Annotated in this window: 18 protein-coding genes; 11 read left to right on the top strand and 7 right to left on the bottom strand. The window is 64.8% G+C overall.

The window, feature by feature from the left end; genetic code table 11:
• Positions 1 to 34 precede the first annotated feature (34 nt).
• A complete protein-coding gene (locus L6D89_RS13875) occupies positions 35 to 1171 on the bottom strand; it encodes a hypothetical protein (protein ID WP_236200119.1) in 1137 nt (378 codons plus the stop codon).
• 232 nt (positions 1172 to 1403) lie between these two features.
• On the opposite strand from L6D89_RS13875, the gene L6D89_RS13870 reads away from it, so the two are divergent.
• Complete coding sequence (locus L6D89_RS13870; protein WP_236200118.1) at positions 1404 to 1793, top strand: HEAT repeat domain-containing protein; 390 nt, start codon at positions 1404 to 1406, stop codon at positions 1791 to 1793.
• Between the two features lie 131 nt (positions 1794 to 1924).
• Here L6D89_RS13870 and L6D89_RS13865 read toward each other — a convergent pair whose 3' ends face one another.
• From L6D89_RS13865 to L6D89_RS13840, 6 genes are all read right to left on the bottom strand, one after another.
• Positions 1925 to 2788 carry an AraC family transcriptional regulator gene (locus L6D89_RS13865; RefSeq protein WP_236200117.1) on the bottom strand — a complete coding sequence of 288 codons (864 nt, stop codon included), beginning with the start codon at positions 2786 to 2788 and terminating at the stop codon, positions 1925 to 1927.
• A gap of 639 nt (positions 2789 to 3427) precedes the next feature.
• The gene (gene tssA / locus L6D89_RS13860) at positions 3428 to 4489 is read right to left on the bottom strand and encodes a type VI secretion system protein TssA (protein WP_236173526.1); all 1062 of its coding nucleotides are present in this window, start codon (positions 4487 to 4489) and stop codon (positions 3428 to 3430) included.
• Positions 4486 to 8307, bottom strand: a complete 3822-nt coding sequence (locus L6D89_RS13855; protein WP_236200116.1) for a type VI secretion protein IcmF/TssM N-terminal domain-containing protein — start codon at positions 8305 to 8307, stop codon at positions 4486 to 4488. Before L6D89_RS13855 ends, tssA begins: the two co-directional genes overlap by 4 nt.
• On the bottom strand, positions 8304 to 9074 hold the full coding sequence (locus L6D89_RS13850; protein WP_236173528.1) for a DotU family type IV/VI secretion system protein: 771 nt from the start codon (positions 9072 to 9074) through the stop codon (positions 8304 to 8306). Before L6D89_RS13850 ends, L6D89_RS13855 begins: the two co-directional genes overlap by 4 nt.
• A 13-nt stretch (positions 9075 to 9087) precedes the next feature.
• Positions 9088 to 10416 (bottom strand): type VI secretion system baseplate subunit TssK, encoded by a 1329-nt coding sequence (gene tssK / locus L6D89_RS13845; protein ID WP_236200115.1) that lies wholly within the window; start codon positions 10414 to 10416, stop codon positions 9088 to 9090.
• A 54-nt stretch (positions 10417 to 10470) separates the two neighbouring features.
• Positions 10471 to 10890 carry a type VI secretion protein gene (locus tag L6D89_RS13840; protein WP_373873594.1) on the bottom strand — a complete coding sequence of 140 codons (420 nt, stop codon included), beginning with the start codon at positions 10888 to 10890 and terminating at the stop codon, positions 10471 to 10473.
• Between the two features lie 261 nt (positions 10891 to 11151).
• On the opposite strand from L6D89_RS13840, the gene tssB reads away from it, so the two are divergent.
• The 10 genes from tssB to L6D89_RS13790 all read left to right on the top strand — a co-directional run bounded on the left by tssB (position 11152) and on the right by L6D89_RS13790 (position 22088).
• Positions 11152 to 11718, top strand: a complete 567-nt coding sequence (tssB, locus tag L6D89_RS13835; protein WP_236200114.1) for a type VI secretion system contractile sheath small subunit — start codon at positions 11152 to 11154, stop codon at positions 11716 to 11718.
• 22 nt (positions 11719 to 11740) lie between these two features.
• On the top strand, positions 11741 to 13228 hold the full coding sequence (gene tssC / locus L6D89_RS13830) for a type VI secretion system contractile sheath large subunit (protein WP_236200113.1): 1488 nt from the start codon (positions 11741 to 11743) through the stop codon (positions 13226 to 13228).
• A gap of 69 nt (positions 13229 to 13297) precedes the next feature.
• Complete coding sequence (locus L6D89_RS13825; protein WP_205335423.1) at positions 13298 to 13795, top strand: Hcp family type VI secretion system effector; 498 nt, start codon at positions 13298 to 13300, stop codon at positions 13793 to 13795.
• Between the two features lie 15 nt (positions 13796 to 13810).
• Complete coding sequence (tssE, locus tag L6D89_RS13820; protein ID WP_236200112.1) at positions 13811 to 14236, top strand: type VI secretion system baseplate subunit TssE; 426 nt, start codon at positions 13811 to 13813, stop codon at positions 14234 to 14236.
• Entirely contained in the window at positions 14220 to 16046 is a 1827-nt protein-coding gene (tssF, locus tag L6D89_RS13815) for a type VI secretion system baseplate subunit TssF (RefSeq protein WP_236200111.1), read from the top strand. The genes tssE and tssF overlap by 17 nt, the downstream gene beginning before the upstream one ends.
• Complete coding sequence (gene tssG / locus L6D89_RS13810; RefSeq protein WP_236200110.1) at positions 16010 to 17023, top strand: type VI secretion system baseplate subunit TssG; 1014 nt, start codon at positions 16010 to 16012, stop codon at positions 17021 to 17023. Before tssF ends, tssG begins: the two co-directional genes overlap by 37 nt.
• Positions 17023 to 19572 (top strand): type VI secretion system ATPase TssH, encoded by a 2550-nt coding sequence (tssH, locus tag L6D89_RS13805; RefSeq protein ID WP_236200109.1) that lies wholly within the window; start codon positions 17023 to 17025, stop codon positions 19570 to 19572. The genes tssG and tssH overlap by 1 nt, the downstream gene beginning before the upstream one ends.
• A 43-nt stretch (positions 19573 to 19615) precedes the next feature.
• On the top strand, positions 19616 to 20467 hold the full coding sequence (locus L6D89_RS13800) for a hypothetical protein (protein WP_236200108.1): 852 nt from the start codon (positions 19616 to 19618) through the stop codon (positions 20465 to 20467).
• A 99-nt stretch (positions 20468 to 20566) separates the two neighbouring features.
• Positions 20567 to 21019 (top strand): hypothetical protein, encoded by a 453-nt coding sequence (locus tag L6D89_RS13795; protein WP_236200107.1) that lies wholly within the window; start codon positions 20567 to 20569, stop codon positions 21017 to 21019.
• A gap of 100 nt (positions 21020 to 21119) precedes the next feature.
• The gene (locus tag L6D89_RS13790; protein WP_236200106.1) at positions 21120 to 22088 is read left to right on the top strand and encodes an endonuclease/exonuclease/phosphatase family protein; all 969 of its coding nucleotides are present in this window, start codon (positions 21120 to 21122) and stop codon (positions 22086 to 22088) included.
• The last annotated feature ends 4 nt before the right edge of the window (positions 22089 to 22092 follow it).

The raw sequence follows: 22092 nt of genomic DNA, 5'->3' as shown, positions 1-22092 counted from the left end.
GCCGCTTTGGGTCGGTAGCTGCCTCCCCGCCGAATCAGAGCACAGCAGTCTCTCGATCCAGGAAGCATTCGAACCCACGAGCCCATACCTTAAATCGCACGCGCATCCCCTCTTGCGCCCAAAACAGCGTGTAGGTGTGTTCGCTGTCGTCCCGATAGGTAGCGGAGACGTTCATGGAATTCAAATGCCGGCGTGCAGCTTTCAGGTCTACGGCCACATTGCCGACTGTGTAGATTTCAAAGGATTCACGGTTGCCATTCGACAGCGAGATGCAGTGACCGAAGCCGTTGAAGGAGTAGGCCTGGACTCTACTCAGCAGCTCAAGAAGTTCGGTAAAGCCCATTCCCAGAATCGACGCAGCCCCCATTCTCTGAATGAAGGCATCAGGCTTGCCTCCCAGCTCGTCGAAGTAATACGTGATCAAGGGGCCGAAGACATCCGCCATAAATGCCTGGTTACGGCCAGTGAAAGGGACTTTCCTCACCTTCGCTGGAGCTATGCTTCCGAGCTGCACCTTGGTGGGCCGCTGAGCGAACGAAACACACTGACCGTCATACTCGCCCGGCTCGAATACGGCGGAAAATGTGCAGGTTTTCTCTTGATCATCCGCCGTCATCGCCGTCAGGGCTGATGCCCCCTTGTAGATGAAATGCCGTCCATCTTCTGCCTGCATCCTCATGACGCAATAGCGCTCGAATCGGGACTCCTTCCATTCATGGCTGAGCAAGGTGGCCTTGACCGACACTCGGCCCTCGGGCAAGAACAGATCCGTCGACGGCGGCAGCGGGGGCTTCGCCATCAATGCGGCGCTCGTTTCGAAGGCCTTTCTGGATACTTTCTTGAGGCCGATGAAGTGATACTGCGTGCCGCCGTCATCGGCAGATTCGCTCATCACCGTTCGCGTAGCCCCAAGGTGTACCAAGGCGGGAATCAGCCACAGCGGTGGGTCAATCCTTCCGGCGTATCCCGCAATCGCAAGAAAGGCGCCCTCGCGCTCCAAGCGTTCGATGTCAATCGCCTGGCCGGCGCCGCTTTGTGGCGTTATAGAAGCCAAGGCCGCCGACAAGTCATGGCCGTGCGCAGTGGCCGCTGTTACCAGGGTCTCCAATGCCTGTAGCGCAACAGACTCTTCGCGGAACTGTACTCGCAGGTTGATGGATGTTTCAGACATCTTTCCCTTTGCCTCCATGCATTATCGGGCGATCCGCTTGGGAAGACAGACTACCTTAAAAACGAGAAACCGCACCCTCGGGATGCAGCTCAAGGACTTCCAGCCACGGAGACTGCAACCCTACCCACGATGAGTCGGTAGCCACCTATCACCATTGACAGCAATCGGCCAGAAGCGGACACCAGACCTTGGTAAGATCGGTGCTAATTCCAGCGTTTGAAAGGTCCCAGAAATGACCCGCCATAAGGACACTGAGCAGCCCGAAATTGAGGCGATCCTTGAAGGATTGGACAAGCTACCCGAGGGTGTTGGTCGCTTGTCACTGCTCACCAAGCTGCTGCTGGACGACAGACACGACAGGCATGAGGACGTCGTGTTCGAACTCGGTCTTCTTGGTGATGCCTCAGCAGTACCTGCTATTGCGAAGGCTGTGACCATCCCATTCCCAAGTCTGTTGCAATGGGGAAACCTTACGGAGTTCCGACGCAAATGTGCTTATGCGCTTGCTCGAATCGGCACTGCAGAGGCTCGCTCAGTGCTGGAGCAAATGTCGCGTAGCCTGGAACCAGACCTGAAGGAATCCGGGGAGGAAGGAATGAAAAAGTGGCCGCTGAAGTATTAAAAGTACTCCTGCCCAGTAACGGCAGCTTGTCCGCTATGGGTCGGTAGCCGACGCTTGTCACCAGCACGACCGGGCAGCACAAAGTGCCGCCGTCGCGAATAGCTCGGACGACGGCAAGGTGCGCGAGCGTTCTATTGCAGCGGGATGTAGATATCCGTCTGCCACTCTTCCAGCGGCGTCTCAGGAAAGGCGCTCAGGTAGTGGAAGAACAGCGGGTGGTCACGGAGTTCTTCGTTGCTGCCGGGCAGCCAGTCGCGATAGATCGGATAAATGCTCTCTCCGATGTGATCGGGTGAGCCGACGTGGCGAACGACCACACAGCGACCGCCGGGAATGACCAGTTCGCGGACGCCGTAATCATTTGGCGCCACGGCTTCGCCGATCTCGCCGCAGATGTCGAAGCGAAACTCTTGCGCTGGTGTTGTGTCGGGGTTGCCGTAGGGAATGCCGAAGGTGCGGCTCGTGTCTACGGGCGACTGCCCGCTGCCCATGCGCCACTGGATGAACTGGCGCACGCTCTCGTCGAGCAGTGCGGGGGGCCCGCAGTGTTCGAGGGCGGCGACCCGGACTTCAGCGAAATCGACAATACGTACCTGCATGGTGATGCTCCTGGAAAAATGGGGAATGGCGAAAACCGCGTGCCAGGTCTGCCAGTTCGGCTGCTGCCGGAAGGCACTGGGCGCCATGCCGAAGTCCCGTCGAAAGGCCCGGGCGAATGCCTCGGGACTTTCAAAGCCGGCGTCGAGCGAGGCATCCAGTACCGAATATTCCGCACCCGACGCCAGGCGATGAGCCGCGCTCCGCAGGCGCATCAGCTGCACATAACGCGCAACCGGCACGCCCACGTAGGCGGTGAATTGCCGATGGAAGTGAAACGCCGAGAAATGCGCCACCTCGCTCAGCGCGTTCACCGAAAGATCACCCTCGAGATGACCATCGATGTAAGCAAGCACGGCATCGAAGCGTTTGGCGTAGGCAGTCGGAATATCGGGCACCGGGTGGAAGCTCCTGGTTATGCGGTCGGCGACAGAATCACCCAATCCCCAGTGGGCGCACCTAGCCGGATTTGCTCAGGTTACACCTGTGGCGGTCTTCCTCCCCTGCCGGGGCCCATCATGGCGATGACGGCAGCCATAAAGGAAAACCAGCGGTGAAGGAATCGTCCGGCCAGAAACGCACTGACCTGGTGTCCAACAGACACATTCAGGTCGACAGTGTCCCCCTTCGTAGCGAGGCGTGTCGGCAGAGAACCGGAGCGCATTGAAGCGAGGCCGGCATATTTGGGCCAGGAAGCGCAGGGAGCCATGCAGCTGCGTGACGCTTCCGAGTTTGAACTCAGGCAACGTCCTCGAGCGCGGCGCGGGAAACCGCTCCAGCATGGCCGACAACCTTCATAACCTGAGCTACGGGGAGCTGTTCTTTGCGGCTTCGCCCATCTCGCCCGACACGACTGTCGAGCTTTGCTGGCAGCCTCGCTGCGGAACCTTCTGGCGGCCGGATCGCAGCCGCTTGAGGGTATGGGGTAATCCCGAGGGCGAGTCACCGGGGCGTGGCATCTCGACTGACAAACGATCTCGAAGCATCTCGTCGCGCTTTCATTCGCCAGGCTGCGTGCTCCCCCTGCCCCTCACGCCTCAGCGCAGCACGCCGAGCATGACCCACACCCGGCGCGCTTCCGCATCGGCGTTGACCAGTTCGTCGAGCAGGGCACTCAACGGCATGCCGCCCCACTCCACGGCACGGCGGATGACATAGGGTACCGGGCTGTGAGGTTCGGTGCGCGCAAGGAAGTCAGCGATGGCGGCGAGCTGGCGGTAGGCCTGCTCGCGGTCACGGAGCACATTCTCGGCATTCACCGGCTGCGCAGGCGCCGCGCTGGCTGCGGCATCGACGACTGGCTCGGGGTTCACTGGCGCTATGGTTTCCTGCTCTTGCGGTGCCATGTTGCGGAACCCCTGGAGGATGCTGACGATGCTTTGGATGGAGGACGCCAGAGGCTGCAGGCTCGGCGCTTCGTCTTGCAGTTGCCGCTCGCACCATGCCTGCAGCCGCTGCAGATGCAGCAGCGCCGATTGGAACTGCGCAAGCGTGGCGCCCCAACCTGCCCCTGTGCCACTGCGGATGGACTCGTCCAGGCGCTTCTGCTCCAGCCGCGCGGCTTCGGCCAGGGCCTTGTCGGCCTTGTTTTCGCTGGCCAGCACCTGCTTGCGCTGCAAACCATTCCAGGCCGATAGAGTCAGCTCGGGCCACGCCGGTGACAACGGCAGGCGCGTTGCCAGAAGCTCGACATAGCGCCTGGAGACCCACACCAGCGGCGCTGCCTGCCAGGCCAGGTCACCATCCGCCGCCTGCGGATGGAGCCGCTCGGCGAACGACTCACCAAGGTCGGCCAGCAGCCGCAGCGCCGTCGCCAGCCCAGCGGCACCATCGAGGAGAATCCAGGCTTCGCCCAGATAAGCGGCGACCATCAGGTCCTTGCTGCGCAGAGCTAGCACGTCCTGCGCCAGTACTTCGACGGCCCGCCAGTCGGCACGCTTGGGTTCGGCCTGCCAGACCCCGGCGGGAAGACTGAGATCATCTTCCCGACGCAGCTCTCGCAAGCGATCCAGCATCGGATCGTGACGCATCGATGCGCCGCAGATTTCGTCACCGGGAAAGGCTTGCAGCAGGGCCTGGTAGGCCTCGTCCGTGATCATGGCGACTCCTGGGTGCCGGCGAAGGTGGCGATACCGACGCCACTGAACGGCGTGCGTGGCGCACGGACGGGGAGCGGCTGGATCGACAGCGGTTGCTTGGCGTCCTGCGTCATCAATGACACGCGGACAAACAATCGGGCATCCGGCGCACGGCCGTTGGGCACTCGCACCGGCACCTGCAGCGCCAGCGGGAAATCGGTGTAGTCGGTACTGGGTTGGCGCTGCAGCGTGACGTGCGAGCGCAGCAGCCGCAGCAGCGCCCAGGGACCGTCGTATTCCCAGCCCGCTTCGAGGTCGGCCACGGCCATGCTCGGCTGCTGTGGATCGATGTCCGGTCGCTGCGGGCTGTCCTTGGCCCAACGCAGCATGAGTTTCACCGGTTCCCCGACGCTCCAGTGCAGGCGCTGGCCATCGGTGCCGGGGAAACTCAGTTGGCGGTCGGCGGCATACAGGTTCCAGACGATGACCTGGTCCGCGCCACGCTCCGCTTCACGGTCGGTGCGCCAGCGCACATCCAGGTCGACGCCTTGCGCGCCACCCTTGTCCCGCACGAATAGCGGGCCGAGCCAGGCTTTCGCCAGTTGCAGGCGGGCGAGGAAGTCCGCCGCCGCCACCCGGTCCGCCGACTGGCTCACCTGCAGGCCGGCCTGCGCCCGCTGCAGGTGCTGGTCAAGCAGTTCGACAAAATGCTGCACCCGCGCGGGGTCGGCATCCTCGGCCTGCAGGCTGTAGGCGAAGGGGAAGCGATTGGCCAGGTACTGGTCGAAGTAGTCGGCAATGGCCGCCCAGGCCGCCGCGGCATCCTTCTGCTGCAGCTCCAGGCAACGCTGCTGCGCCTGATCATGCAGGCTGCGGGTAAAGCGTGCGAGATCGCCCTGGCCGAGTACCAGCGTCGAGGTCTTCAGAATGCCGGCGCAGGAGCTCGCATCCATCTCGATGAAATCGCGGCTGAGCAACTGGTCGAGCAACATCGGCGAGCTGGTCGGGTTCTGGGCCTTGTACTTGGTCAGCTCGTCATTCAGGTCGGAGAAGCGTCGCACCTTGTCCTGGTCGGCGAACCCCAGATTGCTCCGGCCGCGCAGCCAGGCCAGCGCCGGGGCATGGGTTTCGCTCTGGGCGAGCATGGTCTCGAACTGCTGGTTCAGGGTGCGCTTGAGGTCCTGGGTATCTGCCGAGCGATACAATTGCAGGCCGAAGTTACGCGAGCCATCCCAGGCGGAGACCTCGTTGCGCACGCGGAACAGCGGCAGCGCATTGATCGTGGCCAGTGCCTGGTCGACATCGGCCAGGGCGCTGCGCGTCAGGTGCGCATCCAGCGCACTGGCCAGGTCCTTGCGCTGCAAGGCATCAAAGGCCTCGCGCAGTTGCTCTGCCGGCGCCAGCGGCACGTCGAATGCGCTCGCGGTAGACGCCACGCTCGGCGCCGCCGACTCGGTGAGGCTGGCCCACATGGCGCTCGCGGCCGCCGCGGCGGCACTCTCGGCGAGGGCATCACGGTACTCCGCGGGTACTCTCGCCTGCTCCTGCTCGCGGTACTTGCGGTAACTGTCGTAGTAGGCCAGTGCCGTGTTGAGCGCGTGGGCGTCCAGGGAGCCCAGCCCGCGCGGGTCGCTGACCGAGTCCTGCTGGCGCAGTGCGGTGCCGGCGAAATCCTGACGCAACAGCGAGTCGATTGCACTGCCCAGCGCCACCACGTGGTCCTGCAGCATCAGCGTTCCGCCAGGCTGCAATTGCAGCAGGTTGTCCCGCGAACCAGCGGCGGCGATCCACTGATCGTGGAAGGCGCGCTGCAGTTTGTTCGCCTGGCTCACCACGGCGGACTCGACCGCCGGGCCGAGCAGGTAGCTCTGCCGCGCGTCATCGAGCAGGGCACGGTAGCCCGGCACGATTTCCTGGGCGTTGCCGTGGCTCCAGGCAGCGTTGGTCAGCTCGACCATGTTGCGCAGGGCATCGACCAGGGCGCCGGTTTCCTCCAGTTCCTCCAGGCGATTGCCCTGGCGTGCCTTGAGTTCGTTGAGGTGCAGACGCAGGAAACCCGCCGGGCGAACGAAGTTGTCGGCGAGGAAGAACTGGTCCAGCCACAACCCCATCAACTCACGGAAGTTGCGTGCCAGCGGGCCGTCCTTCGGCCCCGGGTCCACAGCCACCGGCGCGCCGGGAATGCCTTCGCCGAGAACCGCTTCCAGATAGCCGGCATCGCGCAGGCCGGCCGGATCCAGGCTCAACCCGTAAGCCTCGTTGCCGAGTTTGGCGAGGCTCTCCAGGGCATTTTTTGCGGTGCCCGCGCGCAACTCGGTGTACCAGCGATTGCGCTGTTCGAATGCCAGTACGCCGGTGGCCAGGTCGCGGGCAGCAACGAAATTGGGCCATTGTTCGGGGCTGTCACTCTGCACATTGGCACGGCGCTCGGTGCTGCGGATCGCCTTCAACCGCGCCAGGTCGGCCACCTGCGACTGCTGCAGGGGCAGCAGCACTTCGCGCCGCGCCAGGTCGCGGAGCAAGGCATCCATTCGGCTGTCGAAATCGGAGAACCAGGAGCTGGGGTATACCAGGGAAGAGAAATGCCAGCGCGAGGAGCCCTGCAGCAGCGACCAGTAGGCCTGCAGGCGACGGCGTGCCATGTCGCTCGACGGCTCGCCGCCTTGCGCAGTATCGCCGTGCTCACGCTGCATCGCCTGGATGCGCTGCCCGAGCACTTGCGCTTCCTTCGAGTCGACGTGCCAGACCCAGAGCATGCCCAGCAACCAGACCACGCCAACCACGCCGGCCACCGCGCCCATGACGCGCTGCGAGCGCTGTCGCAGGCGCAGGATGCGCGAAACGGCCTGGGCCAGCCCACGCTCGGCGAGCAGGCGCGATTGCCAGAGCCCACGGGTGAAAACCTGTTGTGCCGGGGCCGCTTCGAGTGCGGACATGCTCCATGGGTCGCTATCGGCATTTCGACAGGCACCACTGAAATACAGGCCGCGCAGCCGCGGCGCTTCGCCCAGGGCGTTGCCCTGGAATACCGGCCCCAGCCGTTGGCGCAATCCATCACGCAAGCTCGCCAGCGCGATGGGGAACCGATACAGGGCGTCGCTCAGTTGCCCCTTGAGCACACCCGCTTCGAGGATCGACGCCTGCAACGCCTGCAGCACCTGCTCGAAGCCGCGTTCGAGGTGATCGTCCTGCCACGCGGCGTCGATCTGTACGGCGGACGACCAGCCCAGCGGCCGTTCGCGGGCGTCCTCCGGCAATTGCGCGCGCAGTTCGGCAAACCCTTCCAGCTCTTCCAGACCGGTGACCACCACGTACACCGGCAGACTCAGCCCAAGGCGCTGCAGCAGGTCGTTGAATCGACGGCGCAGTTGCAGGTTTTCCTGGGCCAGGCTGGCAGGGTCGAGCAGCCGCTGCACGGGCAGCACCCACACCACGCCATCCAGCGGGCGTCGCGGGCGCAGCCGCAACAATAGGCTGAGCAGGCGGCGCCAGGCCCGTGGCGAGGTGGCCGCCCCCTCCTCCGCGAGGAACAGCGACGGTGGCACCGCCAGCACGGCGCCGTCCTGGTCGGCCCACCAGCGGCCGAACCACGCCGGGCGCCCCGCGGCGGTCAGCCCCCAGTCGAGGCCGAAGCGTTCGCCCAGTAACGGATCACCCAGCAGCAGGAACCACGGCACTTCGTAGCGATCGACGACATCCTGGTCCTGCTCCATCTGCCGGACGGTCAGGTAGAACGCGCGCACCGCCTCGCCACCCTTGCTACGCCACCAGAGGAAGAGTCCAACTGCGAGCAGCGCCAGCAGGAGCAGTACCAGCGCAAGAACCAGCCAGCCACTCACACGCTGTGCCTCGGCAGGAAGCCGGCGCTGGCGAGGTCCAGCACGGGCGCCAGCGCCCCCTGTACGTCGCTCCACAACCAGTGCCCGATCAGCACCAGCAGCAGCAAGCCGGCGGCGATTGCCAGCAACAGCCGAAAACCGTCGGGCAAGGCGCGTCGCAGCGGCAGCTGGATTGCTGCCGCGCTCGTCGGCCGAGCCAGCGTTTCCAGCAGGCCCTGGTTGTCGGCATCACGCTGCCAGGCATGGGCGAACAGAGCCTGCCGCCATTTCTCGTGCAGCGCCTCGCCCTTCGGCCCCCGCAGGCGTCCATGGAATCCCAGCAGCAGGCACTGCAGGTAGACGTTGGCCAGGTCGCGAGTCCCCGGAGCGCGGGTATCCAGCAATCGATGGATCGCCTGCGGCACCCGTTCTCCGGCATTGCGCGAGGCGTACAGGCGCGCCTCCAGCGGGTGCTCCTGCCACAGCGGCTGCCCGGCCCAGGGCTCGAACAGCAGGTTCTCGTCGAGCAGCGCAACGAACGCATAGACCATCGCCTTGACCTGCTCGCCCGCGGCGTCCCCTACCTGGGCGAAGGCGCTGCGCCACAAGCGACGAACCACGACCTGGGCCTCGTCCGCGACCTTCTCGCTGATCGCCTGTTCATCTCCGGAAGACTCCCGCAGCGCTTCCCAGTGCTGCCGCCACTCCACCCAGGCAAGCTGGAAGGCACGGCTCAAGGGGGCCTCGCCGAACGTCGCGGGATAAATCGCCGAACTCCCTTCGGACATCTCGCTTCCTGCCTCAGGCGCCGCCGGCGCCGTCCACGATGAACAGGACCACCTGCCAGGGGCCAGTGCCGACCGACTGCAGTGGCGCTCTCAGACACAGCCGCTGGGCTGGATCGAACCAGTCCCCGTCGGCGTGCACGACGAACAGATGGGTGTCCTCGCCGACGCTGTAACCGATCTGCTCGGCGCGGCTCATCGGCTGGTGCTCCAGGCCGGACATGCGCTGTCGGCCCAGGGTCGCCAGGCTGCCTTCGGAACCGACGATGCAGCCGGACAGCCACTCCTGCGCGTGCCCTTCACCGTATCCGGGCGACATGCGCAAGCCGATGACCAGGCGCTGGCTGAACGCTTGCAGGTCCGGCAGGAGCAGCATGAAGTCATTGCCATGACGCTCGAAGGGAAGACTGCGGTAGCCCGCGCGCACCCGCGCCAGGGTGACGTCCAGCCACTCGATCAGCGGCGCAAAGGTGCGCAGCAATTCGTTGAAGTCGAACGCGGGAAATGCTGGCACGCCGCCCAGCGGGTCGAGCGCACTCCAGCTGCCCGCCATGCCGCACAGCAGGCCGTGTAGCTGCGCCGGGCTCGCGCTGCCGCTGTAAAGAGCGGCTTCCAGCTCGGGCAGGCGCGCCCACAGCGCAGCCAATTGGCGGCGAATCTCCTGGCTGTCGTCGTTGTTCTCCGCCTGCTGCGCCTGACGCAGGCGGCCGGCGAGAAACACGCACTTCTCCCGAGCCCTCGCACACAGCGACACCAGTGCTTGCCCAAGCACGGAGCTGGGCGCGATCCGTGGTGTCGGCGCCACGTAGGGCTGGCAGACGAAGCCCCCCGCCTGCTTGCCCACGCGCAACAGCGGCAAGCACACCGAGTCGGCCCGCTGCGCCTCGGTCACCAGTCGCAACGCCGGGCGCCAGACCACGATGGACTCGGGGTTCTCGCCACTGGCCAGATCCGGCACCGCCAGTGCATTGGCCGACTGCAGGCGGCCGCGCAGTGGCAGCACCTGGCCGGCGCGGCCCAACGGGGTGACGGCGAGGAACAGCATGACGCTGGCATCGGCCGCCTCGGCGACGGCTGCCTGCACATCGAAGGCCAGGGTTTCGCCGGCCGCCAGGCTGACCGGCAGGCCGTCGGGGAGGATCGCCTCGAGGGCGAGCAGGCGAACGACCCCGCCGCTCAATGCCGAGGGGTCCAGCTCCAGATGCTCCAGGCCCCAGAACCAGGGGTTGGCAGCATGGGCCAGGCGCGCGGCGAGGACTTCCCCGCGCAACCCCTGGAGCTGAAAATGCTGGGGAAGCAGTTGCATCCCTTCGTGCCAGCACACCGCGTCAGGCAGAACTTTCACACTACTCCCCCTACGACGTTCCAGGTTGTCACGGGTCCGCCCGCAGGCGTTGGCTCAGTGCGCGTCGGCACGGAGCAGGCGCATCTCCCGGCTGTCGAAGCGCAACCAGATATCCGGCTGCTGCTCCAGTCGCATGCGATGGGCGCCGGGAGTGTTATAGCCAGCAAAGACCAAAAGTCCAGCCGCCGACTTGCCCGCCAGCGGGAAATCCCTGGCCTCCATGAACTGCCCGGGCACCAGTTCCAGGCTCCACACGCTCAATTGCTGCTGGTAGTCGCGGCGATACTGTTCGCGATCGCTGAACCACTGCTTGGCGGTCATCGAGGACAGCAGCTTGAGCAGGTCGGCGTCGCTTACCGCGATGAAGTCCACGGCAATCGGCGCATCGCCATTGGCCTTGCTCGCCACGTCCAGGGTCAGGCGGTCCACCTCGACCTTCGGACCCAGCCAGGAACAACCACCCAGAACCACCATCAGCACAACACACAGGCAGGCTTTCGTCGACTTCATGAAACGTCCTTGTGAAATGACTGTCGGAAAAATTTTTCCGGTTTGCGTTTTTATAAACCTGATCTAGCGTGCTTGGGTAGCTCGTCGACTGACGAGCGCCAGATGGGATCGCCAAGGACAGGCCCGATTCATCCCCTTGCCTGTCGTGTGCGATTCAGCGAAGGAGCGCGACGATAGCGACCCCGCTGCGGCGTGCCCGTTTCATTTGCAGCGGAGTCCGCCAGCATGGCAGAGAGCACACAGCACAAGCTCGACCGGGTACGTCCTCCCCGGGTCCAGATCACCTACGACGTCGAGATCGGCAACGCCATCGAGAAGAAGGAATTGCCACTGGTCGTCGGCATCCTCGCCGACCTCTCCGGCAAGCCGGCCAACCCGCTGCCCAAGCTCGGCGAACGCCGCTTCACCGAAGTCGACCGCGACAACTTCAACGCCGTGCTCGCCTCCACCGCCCCCCGTGCGGCGCTGCAGGTGGACAACACCCTGAGCAACGACGGCAGCCGCCTCAACGTCGAGCTCAACTTCAAGCACATCGACGATTTCGACCCGGTCAGCATCGTCAACCAGGTCGTCCCGCTGCGCCGTCTGTTCGAAGCCCGCCAGCGCCTGCGCGACCTGCTCACCAAGCTCGACGGCAACGACGAACTCGATCAGTTGCTGCAGGACGTGGTGAGCAACACCGAAGGCCTGCAGGAAATCCGCGCCACCCACCCGGTGACCGCCGACGCCGGTGCCGCCAACGACGCCAGCGACGCCGCCGACGGCGAAGCACCCGCCGACCCGCAAGCCTGACCCCGCCCAGGAGAGCAACGCAATGGCCAACACCAGCTCCGCTGCGGCGCAAGGCGCCGAAGGCAGCACCCAGACACTCGACCTGCTCGACCGCATCATCGCCGAGGGCCGCATGGCCCACGACGACAGCCAGCAGGAATACGCCCGCGACATGCTCGCGGAGTTCGCCACCCAGGTCCTCGACGAAGGCATGACCGTCAGCAAGGACACCGTGGCGATGATCAACGACCGCATCAGCCGTATCGACGAGCTGATCAGCGCGCAGCTCAACGAAATTCTCCACCATCCCGAACTGCAGAAGCTCGAGGCGTCCTGGCGCGGCCTGCACCAACTGGTGCAGAACACCGAGACGGGCACGCGACTGAAGCTGCGTCTGCTCAACGTCAGCCAGCAGGAGCTGCAGAACGACCTGGAGAAGGCCGTCGAATTCGACCAGAGCACACTGTTCAAGAAAATCTACGAAGAGGAATACGGCACCTTCGGCGGCCATCCCTTCAGCCTGTTGCTGGGTGACTATGACTTTGGCCGCCACCCGCAGGATATCGCCCTGCTGGAGAAGCTCTCCAACGTCGCCGCCGCAGCACACGCCCCGTTCATCGCCGCCGCCAGTCCGCGCCTGTTCGACATGGGCAGCTTCACCGAGCTGGCCGTGCCGCGCGACCTGAGCAAGGTGTTCGAGAGCCTGGAGCTGATCAAGTGGCGCTCGTTCCGCGAGAGCGAGGATTCGCGCTACGTCACCCTGGCGCTGCCGCGCTTCCTCCTGCGCCTGCCGTATGGCCCGGATACCCAGCCGGTGGAAGGCATGAACTTCGTCGAGAAAGTCGACGGCACCGACCACTCCAAATACCTCTGGGGCAATGCCGCCTGGGTACTCGCGCAACGCATCACCGAGGCCTTTGCCAAGTACGGCTGGTGTGCCGCCATACGCGGGGCCGAAGGCGGTGGCGCGGTGGAGGGGCTGCCCGCGCATACCTTCCGCACCCACGCCGGCGACCTGTCGCTCAAGTGCCCGACCGAGGTTGCGATCACCGACCGTCGCGAGAAGGAACTCAACGACCTGGGCTTCATCGCCCTGTGCCACAAGAAGAACACCGACCTCGCAGTGTTCTTCGGCGGCCAGACCACCAACAAGCCCAAGGTCTACAACACCAACGAGGCCAACGCCAACGCGCGCCTCTCGGCCATGCTGCCGTACGTACTGGCGGCCTCGCGCTTCGCGCACTACCTGAAGGTGATCATGCGCGACAAGGTGGGCAGCTTCATGAGCCGCGACAACGTGCAGACCTACCTCAACAACTGGATCGCCGACTACGTGCTGATCAACGACAACGCGCCGCAGGAAATCAAGGCGCAGTACCCGCTGCGCGAAGCCCGCGTGGACGTCACCGAGGTGGCCGGCAAGCCCGGCGTGTATCGCGCCACCGTGTTCCTGCGGCCGCACTTCCAGCTCGAGGAACTCACCGCGTCGATCCGCCTGGTGGCCAATCTGCCGCCACCGGTGGCTGCCTGAGTCACGGGGCCGGCCGCCTGGCCGGCCCCTCGCCTACCCCATTTTCCCTAAGCAGCGGAGTTCCACCCCATGGATGCGATCATTCTCGACTTCGGCGACGACATCAAAGGCGATTGCCTGCTGACCGGCTACGAAAACAAGATCGAGGTCATGTCCTACAGCCACAACGTGGCCATGCAGGTGACCAACGATGTCAGCAACTCGGAGCGCACCTCCGGCAAGCCCCACGTTGGCGAGTTCACCCTGACCAAGTTCGTCGACACCTCCACGCCCACGCTCAACGAGTACTGCTGTGCGGGCAAACCCATCGCCACCACGACCGTCACTATCGGCCGCAACGCCGCCGAGGGCGACGGCAAGATCATGCCGTTCATCGTCTACACCCTGAGCAATGTCGTGCTCTCCAACGTCAGCGTCAGTGGCGGCGCGGGCGGCAAGCCGGTGGAAACCCTGTCGCTGAACTTCACCAAGATCAAGTGGGAGCTCACCGCGCAGAAGGACGACGGCAGCAAGGAAGGCACCGCCGCGTCCACCTGGGACATGGCCGCCAACAAGCTCGCCAGCTGATAGCGGCGCCGCGCGATGTCCGCCCATGGACTGCCGCCCCTGTTCGAACGCCTCGCCACGCAGGAAGACGACCAGGCGTTCGACCTCGAAGCGCTGTGCGCCTCGGTGTCGCGCGAGCTCTCGCGGTTGCTCAACAGCCGCAGCCCGGCTCGCGGCGGCTGCGGCATCCTCGACTACGGGATACTCGACTGGACGGCGCTGCAGGCCCGGCGCGACAGTGATCGGCGCCTGCTGACGCGGGAAATTCGCCGCGCCATCCAGCGCTACGAGCCGCGCCTGGAGATGGCCGACGTGGTGGTCGAGGCCGACCCGCAACAACCCCAGCGGCTGCGTGTGCGGCTGCTTGGCAACCTGCGTCAGGATCCGCGCCGCGCGCCTTTGCTGTTCGATCTGACACCCACCGGCGGGACATTGGAAGTACGCCATGAGCGACTCGATTGATGCCGAACTGCTGGACTATTACCAGCGCGAACTGACCTGGCTGCGCCACGCAGGCGCCGGCTTCGCCGCGCGCTACCCGAAGGTTGCCCGGCGCCTGGAGCTGGGCGCCGGCGAGTGCGCGGACCCGCATGTCGAGCGCCTGCTGGAAGGCTTCGCGCTACTGACTGCGCGCCTGCAACGGCGGCTGGACGACGACTACGCGCAGTTCAGCGATGCCCTGCTGGAACAACTCTACCCACTGGCACTGCGCCCTCTGCCCTCCTGCGCGATCGTGCGCTTCGAGCCGGACCCCGGCAAAGGAAGCCTCAGCGCCGGTTATCACCTGCCACGCGGTACTCCCCTGTTCGTCAGCGTGCCGGCGCAGGAACGCATCGAGTTGCCGAAGGAACTACGTGGCCAGACCGTGCACTGGCGCACCACCGACGACGTCACCCTGTGGCCGCTGGAAATCACCGACGCTACCTTGCTCGGCGCCGAGGAGGCTCAGGCCCTGACCACAGTGGCCGGCGCCCGTGCGGCGCTGCGCCTGGAACTGCGTTGCCTTGAGCCCGGTGGCTGGGCCGCACTGGCCATCGACAACCTGCGCCTGCACCTGTGCGCAAATGCGGTGACCAATGCCGGCCTGCTCGATCTGCTCGGCGCCCATGCCAGCGCCCTGCTGGCCGGGCCGCCGGACGCCATTCCGCAGCGCTTGCTCGGGCTGCCACGGCTGGCCGGCTTCGCCGCGGAGCAGGCGCTGCTGCCGGAGGACGATCTGGTTCACCCCGGGCTGCGCCTGTTGACCGAGTACTTTGCCTTCCCCGAGAAGTTCGCCTTCTTCGACCTGCCACTGGCCGATCTGCGCGCCAGCGGTGAACGGCTGCAGCTCTACATCACCTTCGAGCGTGCGGCGCCGGGACGCCTGCCACTGCAAGCCAGCGACCTGGCGCTGGGCTGCGTGCCGGCGATCAACCTGTTCCCGCGCACCTCCGAACCCCTGCGGCCGGATGGCACGCAAAGCGAATACCGCCTGGTCGCCGACGCCCACCGCGAGAACAGCGTGGAGATCCACAGCATCCGCTCGCTGCGCGCCAGTTCGCCACGGGGAGTGCGCGAGGTCGCCGCCTATCACGGCGGGCAGCACCAGCCCGGCGACCTCGGACTGTATTGGCACGCGCGCCGGGTCGAGGGCATGACGCCGAACCGAATGGGCAGCGACCTGCTGCTGAGCCTGGTCGACACCGCCCTGCAGCCGTTGCAGGACGCCCCCGAATACAGCCTGACCGCCGACCTGCTGTGCACCAACCGAGGCCTCGCCGAGCGGCTGCCCGCCGGTATCGCCCTGGTATTCGAGCGCCCCGGCCCGGTCGCGCGCATCAGCCTGCTGCGCGCACCGAGCCGCCAGCTGCAACCTCGCCTGGACGGCCCGTCGCGCTGGCAACTGGTATCGCACCTGACGCTCAATCACCTGTCGCTGGTAGAAGGTCCGCAGGCGCTCGATGCGCTGCGGGAAATCCTCGGCCTGCACAATTTCACCGGTGACAACGTTGCCCACCGCCAGGTGGAAGGGTTGCAGCAACTCGACTGCGCGCGGGTGATCGATCGCGTCGGCGAGGACGCCTGGCGCGGCTGGCGCAATGGCCTGGAGGTGCGCGTGCACCTGGACCGCCAGGCATTCGTCGGGGCCAGCGCCGTGCTCTTCAGTGCCGTGCTCGCACAGTTCTTTTCCCTTTACGCCAACCCCAATCGCTTTGTGCGCACGGTGCTCGTGCAGTCCGACCAGGAGATCCGCCGATGGCAACCCCAGGCCGGCCAGACGCTCGCCCTCTGAGCCAACGGCTGCGCGCCGAACCGCACACGTTCGAGTGGCTGCAGGCGCTGCTCCTGCTCGAACGCGAGCAGCCCGACGCGACCCCGCTGGGCCAGGGCAGCCTGCCGCAAGCCGAAGCGCTACGCCTGCGCGGGCCGCTGACACCGGTGTTCGAAGCCAGCCAGATCAGCGCCCTGGAGGAGATCGACGGCCGCCCCCAGCTGCGCACGGCGATCTTCGGCCTGGGCGGCGCCGATGGCGCCCTGCCCTACGCCTACCAGGAATGGCTGCAACAGCGCGCACGCCTGAAGGATCACGCCCCTGGCGAGTTCCTCGACCTATTCCAGCATCGCCTGCTCAGCCTGCTTTACCGCGTGCTGCGCAAACATCGCCTCGCGCTCGGCCACCAGGCGCCTGCGCAGGCCCCGCTGCAGCGGCCACTGCGCGCGCTGGTCGGGCTGCTGCCCCACGGCCTGCAGGAACGCGGCGCATTGCCCGACAGTGCCATCCTTGCCCGTGGCGCACGCTTCGCCGGTAACCGTCGCTCACTTGCCGGGTTCGCCAGCATGGTCCGCCAGCAGTTCGCCGTAGCCGCCCGTTGCGATGCCTACGCCGGTGCCTGGCGCGACATTCCACCGGCCAGCCGCAGCGTGCTCGGGCGCGGCGCTGCCAACCTCGGTCTTGGCCGCGATGCAGTGGCGGGTACCCGCGTCTGGGACGAGCACTCGGGATTTCACCTGCAACTCGGACCGTTCGATGAAGCCACGGCGCGCCGCTTCCTCCCCGACGGCCAGGCTTACCCGCTGCTGCTCGAACTCTGTGCGCTGTACTTCGGTCCCGACCTGCAATGCCGGCTGCGCCTGCTAGTGCGCGCCAGTGGCCCACTGGCACTGCGCGCCGGCACGGCGCCAAGGCTGAACTGGAACACCGGCCTGCGCCGCGACACCGATGCACTGCAAGCAATCGACCTGAACCTGCGCCCCGCGGAGATGACCTGATGGACCTTGCCAGCCTGATCGGCCGCCTCAATCCGGAATCCCGCCGCGCCCTGGAGCGCGCCGCACAACGCTGCCTGCAGCGTACCCACCACTATGTGGAGATCGAGCATCTGCTGCTGGAGTTGCTGGATATCGACGGTGGCGATCTTGCCCTGCTGCTACCGCGCTTCGGCCTGGAGCGCGACCAGCTCGTCGGCGAGATCAACACGGCGCTGGAGTTGTTCCGCATTGGCAGCACGCGCACGCCCGCGCTCTCTTCGCAAACCGTCAGCCTGCTGGAGGACGCCGTTTTGCAAGCCAGCGTGCTCGGCCAGCCAAGCGTCCGCTCCGGCCTGTTGCTGCTGGCCCTGCTCGACCGGGAAGAGCGCCGCACGCTGCTGCTCAACAGTGCCTCGTCGCTGCTGCGGATTCCCCACGAGGCGTTGCGCGAGAACCTGCTGGACTGGAGCGCCGGATCGCGCGAACAGACGCCCGGCACGCAACCCGCGGCCAAGGCGCGGCGGGGCCGGCCGCAACCCCAGGACGACCTGCTCGACCAGTACACCCAGGACCTCACTGCCGATGCCCATGCCGGGCGCATCGACCCCATCGTCGGGCGCGACGGCGAAATCCGCCAGTGCGTCGACATCCTCCTGCGCCGCCGGCAGAACAACCCGATCCTGGTCGGCGCACCGGGCGTCGGCAAGACCGCCGTGGTCGAGGGCCTGGCCTTGCGCATCGCGGCCGGCGAGGTACCGCCGCCGCTCCAGGACGTCGTGTTGCGGGTACTCGACCTGGGCCTGCTGCAGGCCGGCGCCGGGGTCAAGGGCGAATTCGAGCAGCGCCTGAAGGGGGTGATCGATGCCGTGCGCAGCAGCGAACAGCCGATCATCCTGTTCATCGACGAAGCCCATACGCTGATCGGCGCCGGTGGCACGGAGGGTGGCAGCGATGCCGCCAACCTGCTCAAGCCTGCCCTTGCGCGGGGCGAGCTGCGCACCCTGGCCGCCACCACCTGGCTGGAATACAAGAAGTACTTCGAGAAGGACCCGGCCCTAGCCCGCCGCTTCCAGCTGGTGCAGGTGGAAGAGCCCGACGAAGCCACCGCCGTGGATATGCTGCGCGGTGTCGCCGCCAAGCTCGAACTGCACCACGGCGTGCAGGTCCTCGACGTGGCCATCCAGGACGCGGTGAAGCTTTCCCACCGCTACATCTCCGGGCGCCAGTTGCCGGACAAGGCCATCAGCGTGCTCGACACGGCCTGCGCGCGGGTCGCCCTGGCCCAGCACGACGTCCCCCCAGCGCTGGAGAATCTGCGCCACCGTGAACTGGCCGTGGAGGAAGAGCTGCAGCGCCTGCGCCGCGAACAGGCCACCGGACTCGAGCACAGTGCGCGCATCACCGGCCTGGAGCAGGAGTCGGTGGGCAATCTGTCGGCCATCCGCGCCCTGGAAAAACGCTGGGGCGAAGAACGCGAGGCAGTGCGCGAACTACTGCAATCACGCCGCGAGCTGCTGACCCTGAGCGAGAGCGCCGACGCCGCCAAACCCGATGAAGAACTCGACGGCCGCATCGACCACCTGGCCGCCGAACTGGCGCGCCTGGAGGCCGGGCTCGAGGCGATCCGCGAGGACGACCCGCTGGTGCCCGAGCAGGTCGATTCGAAAACCGTGGCGGCGGTGATCGCCGGCTGGACCGGCATTCCGGTGGGCAAGATGCTTGCCGACGAAGCCCACGCCATTCGCACCCTGGGGCAACGCATGGGGCAACGGGTGATGGGCCAGGACGCCGCGCTGGGGACCATCGCCCAACGCATCCAGGCCTACCGCGCCGGCCTCACCGATCCGGCCAAGCCGGTGGGCGTGTTCCTGCTGCTCGGCCCCACCGGCGTGGGCAAGACCGAAACCGCCTACGCCCTGGCCGACGCGTTGTACGGTGGCGAGCGCAACCTCATCAGCATCAACCTTTCCGAGTATCAGGAAGCCCACACCGTCAGCCAGCTCAAGGGCGCCCCGCCCGGCTACGTCGGCTACGGCACTGGCGGCGTACTCACCGAGGCCGTGCGCCGCCGCCCCTACTCGGTGGTGCTGCTGGACGAGATCGAAAAGGCCCACCCCGATGTGCTGGAAGCCTTCTACAACGTCTTCGACAAGGGCGTGATGGAAGACGGCACCGGCCTGGTGGTGGACTTCAAGAACACCGTGATCCTCGCCACCAGCAACGTCGGCGCCGAACTGCTGCTGGACACCCCACCCGAACAGATCGCCACGCCAGTCTTCGACGAACGCCTGCGCCAGGTACTGCTGCAAGCCTTCCGCGCCGCCTTCCTCGCGCGCATGACCGTGGTGCCCTACCGGCCGCTGGAGGAAGCGACGCTGGAAGGCATCGTCATCACCAAGCTGGAGAAACTCCGCGAGCGCTACAAGGCGGCCACCGGCAAGCCGTTCGACTTCGACCCGGCCATCGTCAAGGCAGTACTCGCCAAGTGCAGCTCGGCGGGGGCACGGGATATCGAGAATGTGCTGATGGCGGAAGTGACGGGGAAGCTGGCGCAGTGGGTGTTGGAATGATCTACCGTCGGCCAGCCATAGAGAAAAGGAAATCGACACGACAATGAGCTACCAGAACGTCCTGAATGGCGCCGTCAATCTGGCCGCAGCCAACTTCAACGGCCCCCCTGCCGTTGCCTCGCTGGGCCGGCAGTTCGTGATGAGCTGCCTGCTGGCACGTCTCACGCCCGCTAACCACATGGTTCAGATCAACAACCGCTTTCATCAGTTTCTCAGCAACCGTGGCTGGCGCTGGGAGCCCGGCGTCGCCGGCGCTTCGTACATCGCCGGCGCACGCCTGCTGGACGGAACGGTCACGCAGGGAGAGTGCGGTTTTCCCGCCTATGCCCTGGCTTACTTGATCCAGGCTCCGCCTCCCTACGGATTCGGCATGGGGATCGGCAGCGCAAGCGTCATCACCTACCGCGGCACGAACAACAGTGGATTCATTTCGGACCATGCCAACGCACTTCCCGGTCCCCAGCCCAATATCACCAGCCCGGCCGGAGCGCCGCTCGCCGGCTTCTATTACTGGGCCAACCACAAGGTCGTGCAATACGCAGGGCAGATTTACGATCCCTGCTACAACGCTGTATATGCGACTCCCGCTGGCATGGCAGCGGCTTCCCTCCTGACCGTGCGACAGCGGGCCCGGCTGCGCGACCTGGAAAACTACGACCCAGCGAGCCCCTGGGGATTGCTGCTCGGCTGGGGGTTGCCCAGGCTCACCGCCCTGAAGATTAGCGACCTGCTTTGGGGCAACAGCCATACGATCACCGTCACCCAGGCCGTCAACGTGACCGATAACGCCGTCAACGGCCATTTCATCGAATGGGACGAGCAATGGGCCCGGCCAGGGCTCGCTGGGCGGGGAAACATCTACGGCCCCATACCGCACAACCCTCTGGTCCGCTGATGGCGACGCCCCCTTCGCCAGCCCTGTTAGTTCCCTATGGAGCCCACTCCCATGGACCCAGGCGCTCCCTTCAGACCGAACGACCAGCGAGTGCCGCGCATGCCCCGCCCCGCCAACAGCACTAACAGCCTTTCCCGTACAGCATCGACGCTGGCGGATTTCTATCCGCAGGTTATTGCCGGTCGGGAGGCGCTGAACGATCTCGCCAATCTGCAAGTTCTGGGCTTTGCCAGCAGTCCGCTCCCCCTTGCTAACGCCGTTATCACCCACGTCACCACCACCCTCCACAATGACAGCCAGCAACTCAGGCTCAGGGACTGCGGCGACGAAAATCGACTTTACGATCCAACATTCTGCACCACCACAGGGAACAACTACGATGCCATCGAGGGCAGTACGCAACCTTTAGTAACGCAGAATGACCAAGTAATTGCCGAGGTATTCGGAGAAAAGCATCTGGTCGTCGCCCAGGGGCAAACAAGGGGCATCTTCCAGGCAAGCCAATCAACGCTAAACAACCGATATATCATTCAGGATTCTTCTTATGTATAGCAAGGGCACTTACGGACAATCAACCTACTCCGGACATGGAGTAGCGACTGCACTTCAAGAACACTGAAACAATCGCACACATCACGCCAATGGAGTCAGTATGCCTCTGAAGATAATGATCTGGAACGCACAGCACTTCGACAACCAGAAATATTTCCGATCACAGGCATACACCGATAAACTTGATTTTCTCAGACATTATCTGACACAAGAAGAAATTGACATCATTGCCTTGATGGAGACCGGAAAAACCGGAGATATCAACCAAACGCTAATTGACGACCTCTCCTCCGAGTACACGATTATCGGAGCTGCATCGCAGGAGGGCGGGGCGAAGAAAAATACGACATTGGGGACCATGGTTTTTCTGAAAAATAAAATATCCAAGAAATTCTCCCTGATTGACAGCTATGTCCTCTCCCCAACCGAACAGCGCGGAGCCGTGATAATAAAGCACAATGAAACCCACCTGGGATTTGCCTTTTATCATGCAAACTCTTCGTATCGAGCAATGGCCAACATTATCGATACAGTGCAGTACATCCAACTCAACCTGAGTTCGCTCGGCATCTCGAAGCTCTGTTATTTCGGCGGCGACCTGAATACAGACGGAAAGTACGAGAGCAAGGAAATCTCCAGCAGAAAGACCCTGAGTGACAAGAACAATCCCTATGCAAGAGTGTTCCAGGTGGCAGGTCCCTCTCTGTACAAACTGCTGCCAACGGGCAGCGGCTACACCCATGCAAGTATCAAGGAAGTATTCGTACCGGATGCAAAAAGCCGCAGATTGCTCAAGAGTGCCGAGCAGCAGAAGAAACAACCAAGGGTTTCGATGAAGAGAACTGTACCTAAAACTTTGGTCCTCACAGGAAAAGTGACCGGATACACCACAACGTTTCGCCTCCTCGATTTTGCCTATGTCGATGACCTTGGAGCCTGGTCGGCCACTTGCGACGCCTCCCTGTCGGCACCAGGAGGTCTAATCAGGCCCACCCGAATGAGCAAAGGAAAGGCCATGCGCAGTGACCACTATCCCGTCGTGTTCACCCACAACGGTAATTTCGACTGAGTTA

The organism is Pseudomonas pseudonitroreducens (assembly GCF_021603645.1).
GTDB classification, from domain to species: Bacteria; Pseudomonadota; Gammaproteobacteria; order Pseudomonadales; family Pseudomonadaceae; genus Pseudomonas; species Pseudomonas pseudonitroreducens.
This window is presented reverse-complemented; position numbering and strand designations above follow the sequence as displayed.